Source organism: Bergeriella denitrificans NBRC 102155, from assembly GCF_001592185.1.
Lineage (GTDB): Bacteria > Pseudomonadota > Gammaproteobacteria > Burkholderiales > Neisseriaceae > Neisseria > Neisseria denitrificans.
Genome location: NZ_BCWL01000164.1, coordinates 1 through 4,903, shown reverse-complemented (window position 1 = coordinate 4,903; position 4,903 = coordinate 1). Strand labels below are relative to the sequence as shown.

General features: G+C 57.5%; 4 protein-coding genes. 3 read left to right on the top strand and 1 reads right to left on the bottom strand.

Features of this window, described 5'->3' with window-relative positions; translation table 11 throughout:
- Window positions 1-50 precede the first annotated feature (50 nt).
- Window positions 51-632, bottom strand: coding sequence for a molybdenum cofactor guanylyltransferase MobA (gene mobA, locus BDE01S_RS08350; RefSeq protein ID WP_066080089.1), 582 nt, complete (start codon window positions 630-632; stop codon window positions 51-53).
- A gap of 250 nt (window positions 633-882) precedes the next feature.
- On the opposite strand from mobA, the gene BDE01S_RS08345 reads away from it, so the two are divergent.
- From BDE01S_RS08345 to tig, 3 genes are all read left to right on the top strand, one after another.
- The gene (locus tag BDE01S_RS08345) at window positions 883-2,634 is read left to right on the top strand and encodes a histidine kinase (protein ID WP_066080086.1); all 1,752 of its coding nucleotides are present in this window, start codon (window positions 883-885) and stop codon (window positions 2,632-2,634) included.
- Window positions 2,631-3,287, top strand: a complete 657-nt coding sequence (locus BDE01S_RS08340; protein WP_066080082.1) for a response regulator — start codon at window positions 2,631-2,633, stop codon at window positions 3,285-3,287. Before BDE01S_RS08345 ends, BDE01S_RS08340 begins: the two co-directional genes overlap by 4 nt.
- Window positions 3,288-3,465: 178 nt before the next feature.
- A complete protein-coding gene (gene tig / locus BDE01S_RS08335) occupies window positions 3,466-4,773 on the top strand; it encodes a trigger factor (RefSeq protein ID WP_066080073.1) in 1,308 nt (435 codons plus the stop codon).
- Window positions 4,774-4,903 lie beyond the last annotated feature (130 nt).

Below are 4,903 nucleotides of genomic sequence, written 5' to 3'. Positions count from 1 at the left end.
AAATTCAGTTCTCCGACTATATCCCGCATCTGCCCATGCAGCAAACCCGACTACCCCAATCCCCGCAATTCTTCGGGCGTATTGTAATTGGTAAAATCCGCGTCCGACTCAAAATGCACCACCCGCGCGCGCTGCTGCTGCAGCCAGCCGCGCAGGGTACGCATACCGGCATACAGATACGGCACGGCGCTTTGCAGGATTTGCGGGCGGATAAACATGATGCTGTATTGCTGGCGCACGGGGGTTTCGACGTAAAACGCGTTGCACAGCGGCGTGCGGCGGGCAACATCGAGAAAACGCGCCACCAAATCCTGCGGCAGGCGCGGCATATCGCACGACACAATCAGCAGCCAGTCGGCTTTGGCCAGCTGCAAATCGTTGGCGGCGGTGCACAAAGCCGCCAGCGGGCCGAGCTGCTGCCATTGGCGCGAATCGGCGAAAACGTGCGGGCTGCGGGCGGCGTAGTCTTCCAGATTGCGGTTGGCGCTGATGGCAATGTGGTCCACCTGCGGCCCGATGCGCCCGATAACGTGGTCGATCAAGGGTTTGCCCTGCCATGCCAGCAGGCCTTTATCCATGCCGCCCATGCGCTTTCCCTGCCCGCCTGCGAGAATGAGTGCGTAGATTTTCATGATTGCGTCCCTTGTTTACTGCCTGCGGCGCTCCGGCTGCGACCGGATATGCCGTCTGAAAGTTTCATTTTATTTGAATTTTATCTAACGAGATTTTACACGAAATCCGCGCGGATTTAAAAATAAATTACACACCCTGCCCGCCGCTCCGCAAATGCGCGGTATTTGACACCGCCGAAATACGGCTTTTACAATCCCGATATCCATACTGATTAATACCCGTCCGCTGCCGCACGAAAGGGCGCGCCCCATGAAATTCCGCCAATCCCTCAGCCTCTCCGCCAGGCTCAAGCTCCTGACCTTGCTGTGGGTCGGCTCGGCGCTGTTTTCCGTCATTCTGACCCTGATTTTGTCGTGGCGGCTGGAGGGCGCGGGTGCGGCCATCAATGATGCGGGCAATCTGCGGACGCAAACCTACCGCATGACTTATATGGTCGGCCACGGCGCGACCGGCCCGCAAATCAACCGCCAGATTGTGGCCTTTGAGCAGGCGCTGGCTGCCATCAGCAAAGAAAATCTGGTGCATCCGCTGATTCCGTCGCATACGCCGCTGTCTTATGATTTGATTCAATCCATGCTGCAAATCGACTGGGAAAACAATGTCCGCCCCGCGCTGCTGCGCCGCGAGCTGCCGAGCCAGGTCGATTTATACCGTTTTACCGGCAATCTGGAGCTGTTTGTTCAGGCGCTGGAAAATGCCAACCGTAAAAACACGCTGTGGCTGCGCCGCTTCCAAATGGCGCTGATTCTGATGATTTTCGTGGCGGCCGGCTTTATGATTATGCTGCACTACGCGTGGATTATCCGCCCGCTGGAAACCCTGCGCGAGGGCGTGCGTGCCGTCGGGCGGGGCGAATTCGGCGTATCCGTGCCCACCGACCACATCCGCGAGTTTGCCCAAGTCAGCCGGGGTTTCAACCGCATGAGCGCCAGCCTGCAAACGCTCTACACCGATTTAGAAGGCCAGGTTGCCCGCCAAACCGAAGACTTGGCGCGTCAAAACCGCGATTTGGCGCTGCTCTACCAAACCACCCGCGACCTGCACCAAATCCACCGCCCGCGTCAGGCGGCGGAAGAATTTCTGGCGCGCACCGTGCCCGCCGTTTCCGCCGAAGCCGGGCGCGTGCTGCTGCTCGACCGCGAACGCAAACGCGCCGATTTGGCCGCTTCTTTCGGCCGCACCGACACTACCCATACCCGCAGCGAAACCTTTCCGATTGTGTATCAGGAAGAAGAGCTGGGCTCGGTGGAGCTGTATTTTTCAGACGGCATACAGCTGCAGCAGAGCGACCACGAGCTGCTGCACACCCTTGCCGGCCAGCTCGGCGTCTCCATCGCCAACAACCGTTTCGCCCAAGAGAGCCGCCAGCTTGCCGTATTGCAGGAACGCAACCTGATTGCCCAGGGGCTGCACGACAGCATCGCGCAAACCCTGACCTTTCTCAATCTTCAGGTACAGATGCTGGAAAGCGCCTTCAGCGCCGGGCAGAAGGAGCAGGCCGAAGAAAACGTCCGCTTTATCAAAGACGGCGTGCAAGAATGCTATGATGATGTGCGCGAGCTTCTGCTAAACTTCCGTACCAAAATCAGCAATAAAGATTTCCCCGAAGCCGTTGCCACCCTGCTGGCGCGTTTCGAGCAGCAAACCCAAATCGAAGTCGAAACCGTCTGGACCGACGAAGGCCCTTCGCTCGGCAACGACGAGCAGCTTCAGGTGATTTTTATTCTGCAGGAGAGCCTGTCCAACATCCGCAAGCACGCCCACGCCCGCCGCGTGACCGTGAGCCTGCTCAACCGCCGCGACTTCACCCTGATCATCCGCGACGACGGCGTAGGCTTCGACACCGGCCGTCTGAATACCCTTTCGGGCGAACACGTCGGCCTCGGCATCATGCAGGAGCGCGCGCGCCGCATCCGCGCCGTATTAAACGTAGAATCACAACCGCAGCAGGGAACCACCGTTGTTTTACTGCTGCCCCATTCCGAAAGATCTGCCGCATGAGCATCAAAATCATCTTAATCGACGACCACACCCTGTTTCGCAGCGGCATCAAAGCCCTGCTCTCGCGCCAAAACGACTTTGAGGTCATCGGCGAGGCCGCAGACGGCTTTTCCGGCGTTAAACTGGTCGAGCAGCAGCGGCCGGATATCGTGCTGCTCGATCTCGATATGCCCGTGATGAACGGCCGCGAAGCCCTGGCGCAGATTCTCAGCACCAATCCGCAGCAAAACGTCGTGATGCTGACCGTATCCGAAGACAGCGACGACTTAACCGAATGTATGCGCTTGGGCGCGCGCGGCTTCCTGTTGAAAAACATCAACGCCGATTTCCTGCTCGACAGCATCCGCAAAGCCGTAGAAGGCGACAACGTCTTCTCCCCCGAGATGACCTCCCGCCTGGTGCAGTCGCTGATTTCCCCCGCCGCCCCGCGCAGCGGCCCCGCTCCGGCCAATCTGACCCCGCGCGAGCTGGAAATCCTGGGCTATCTGGCCGCCGGACACAGCAACAAAGTCATCGCCCGCCATTTAGATTTAGCCGAATCCACCATCAAAGTGCACGTGCAGAACATCTTACGCAAGCTCAACCTCAGCAGCCGCGTGCAGGCCGCCGTATATGCCGTCAACCATAATGTGCCCCAACCGCAGGGGCTGTAAGGCGCAAACGCAATTTTTCAGACGGCCTTGCGCCTATCCGCCAAACTATGTGCTATACTAACCGGCTGAATTTTATCCATTGCGGGCGCCGCTTGATTTTGCGCGCCCCGCCCCGATATACGGCGCAACCGGCAACGGATTCCCTCTAACCATACCAATTTTACTGTAAGGGCTTACGATGAGCGTAACTGTAGAAACTTTAGAAAACCTGGAACGTAAAGTCATTGTGTCTCTGGCTTGGACCGACATCAATGCCGAAACCGACAAACGTTTGAAACAAACCCAACGCCGCGTAAAAATCGACGGCTTCCGTCCGGGCAAAGCGCCGCTGAAAATGGTTGCCTCCATGTACGGCGCCGGCGTGCAGAACGAAGTATTGAACGACCTGCTGCCGCGCGCGTTCTACGACATCATCACCGAGCAAAACATCCGCATCGCCGGCTTCCCGCGCTTTGACAGCGTTGAAGAGCAAGACGACCAAAACGTCTTGAAAGTGGCCGCGATTTTCGAAGTATTCCCCGAAATCACCGTCGGCGACCTGTCTGCCCAAGAAGTAACCAAAGTCACCGCTTCCGTAGGCGATGCCGAAGTCGATCAAACCGTAGAAATCCTGCGTAAACAGCGCACCCGCTACAACCACGTCGAGCGCGAAGCGCAAAACGGCGACCGCGTCATCATCGACTTCGAAGGCAAAATCGACGGCGAAGCCTTTGCCGGCGGCGCATCCAAAAACTACGCCTTCGTATTGGGCGCAGGCCAGATGCTGCCTGAATTTGAAGCAGGCGTAGTCGGCATGAAAGCCGGCGAGAGCAAAGACGTTACCGTGAACTTCCCCGAAGACTACCACGGTAAAGACGTTGCCGGTAAAACCGCCGTATTCACCATCACCCTGAGCAACGTATCCGAAGCCACCCTGCCCGAAGTGGATGCCGACTTCGCCAAAGCCTTGGGCATCGAAGACGGCGACGTGGCCAAAATGCGTGAAGAAGTGAAGAAAAACGTCGGCCGCGAAGTCGAGCGCCGCGTATCCGAGCAAACCCGCGAATCTGTAATGGACGCGCTGCTGAAAGCCACCGAAGTGCAAGTGCCGAACGCGCTGGTGAACGAAGAAGCCGGCCGCCTGGCCAACGAAATGAAGCAAAACTTCGTCAACCAAGGCATGGCCGATGCTGCCAACCTGGATCTGCCTTTGGATATGTTCAAAGAGCAGGCCGAGCGCCGCGTGGCTTTGGGTCTGATTCTGTCCAAACTGGTGGAAGAGCACAAACTCGAGCCGAGCGAAGAGCAGGTTAAAGCCGTGATTGCCAACGTGGCCGACAGCTACGAAGACCCGCAGGAAGTACTGGATTGGTACTACGCCGACGCGCAGCGTCTGCAAGGCCCGACTTCCGTAGCCGTAGAAGCCAACGTTGTCGAATTCGTATTGGGCAAAGCCAAAGTCACCGAAAAAACCCTGTCTTTTGACGAAGTGATGGGCCAAGCCTGATTGTTGCCTGCAACACCTGCCGTCTGAATATTCCTTCAATTTTCAGACGGCCTGAAAGCATAGTCATTTAAAATAAAAATGATACGGCGTTGCTGCTCCTGGTCGTACTAGGTGTACTGCCTGCGGCTTG

What these genes read in the sequence shown, in the direction of transcription:
- mobA (WP_066080089.1), bottom strand. Translation starts at nt 632, where the DNA reads ATGAAAATCTACGCACTCATTCTCGCAGGCGGGCAGGGAAAGCGCATG.
- BDE01S_RS08345 (WP_066080086.1), top strand. Translation starts at nt 883, where the DNA reads ATGAAATTCCGCCAATCCCTCAGCCTCTCCGCCAGGCTCAAGCTCCTG.
- BDE01S_RS08340 (WP_066080082.1), top strand. Translation starts at nt 2,631, where the DNA reads ATGAGCATCAAAATCATCTTAATCGACGACCACACCCTGTTTCGCAGC.
- tig (WP_066080073.1), top strand. Translation starts at nt 3,466, where the DNA reads ATGAGCGTAACTGTAGAAACTTTAGAAAACCTGGAACGTAAAGTCATT.